The organism is Terrimonas pollutisoli (genome assembly GCF_029360765.1).
GTDB classification, from domain to species: domain Bacteria; phylum Bacteroidota; class Bacteroidia; order Chitinophagales; family Chitinophagaceae; genus Terrimonas_B; species Terrimonas_B pollutisoli.
The window spans coordinates 1-1147 of sequence record NZ_JARKNA010000060.1 but is presented as its reverse complement, the minus strand read 5'-3'; the positions used below and the strand labels follow the sequence as shown (position 1 = coordinate 1147).

Annotated in this window: 1 protein-coding gene; it reads right to left on the bottom strand. The window is 42.0% G+C overall.

Annotated elements, in window-relative coordinates; all coding sequences use genetic code 11:
* Positions 1-1146 (bottom strand): IS4 family transposase (locus P2W73_RS26345; protein ID WP_276505095.1); only part of this gene is annotated, 1146 nt, incomplete at its 3' end.
* Between the last annotated feature and the right edge of the window lies 1 nt (position 1147).

Sequence of the window (1147 nt, the reverse complement as noted above, 5' to 3'; positions counted from 1 at the left end):
GATAAACTCCAGCAAGGCTACATAACTCATCAGGTGAAGCCGTATAACAGTAATCATATTGGCAAATGATTTCTTTGTAGCAGCCTTTTTTCTTATTACCACCATTAGTAACTGCGCTATCAGCACGCAATACACCTGCATCTTTATGGCATTGGCACTTGCTCCCCAAAAATAGCGCAGAGGAAAATTCTGCTTAATCTGCTTGAACAACAGTTCAATCATCCACCGGTTTTTATAAATGGTTGCAATCTGCGATGCAGCCAACGTAAAATTGTTGGTAACAAACACATACAGCTTTCCTTCTTCTGTTTTAAAAGTGATACGTCTTAGTTTTAAACGTTGTATCACTACACCGTTCTGTTTTACAGCTACGGTAATGTATTGTTCCTTCAATACTCCTTTGACCTTTTTCCTTTTGGTTTTATCTACCAACACTTTGGTAACATGATAATCCGCATTCTCTTTCATCCGGGTGACAAACCATATTTTCTGGCTTGTCCATTTGGCAAACTGGTGATACACCGTATAGGCTTTATCAAACACCAGCCAACTGTTGGCAGCCAGCTTCAGGTGGTAAAGAAACTTACGGTCATGTTCTCTTGCTTCGGTCATCCGTACAAATTCTGTTACACCGCTAAATGCATCCATCATGGCATGTACTTTTATTCCCCCTTTCTTTCTGGCGCCATCTAACCGGTTGCGCCCCACGCCCCTGAGTATTTCGCTGAATAACTGAATGGTGCTGCTGTCAATGATTTTCAGGTTGCGGATACTTAATCCTTTTAACCGGCTGTCCGAGATAAAACTATGGTACTGCCTGAGCAATCCTTCATAAATGGTTTCAAAAACCTGGTAGCTGCGATTGTTGTTGGCATCGGAAAGTGTGCTGCGGGCAGGAGCCTTATCTAAACCCAAATGGGATAGCTTGCCTTCGCATGCCAGCATCCCTTCACACAATTCCCTGAGGCCATTGCAATAGCTGAATACTCCATATAACAAGCTTACCAGGTGTACCCGCAACGGCAATTTCTTATAATACCGGTTGGCCTGATGTTTTCGGTTTGCTTTATAAATCAAAGAACTGGGTATTATATCTAAAATCTGTGATAATACCGGCTGTCCGACAAAACTTTTATCTTTAACCATC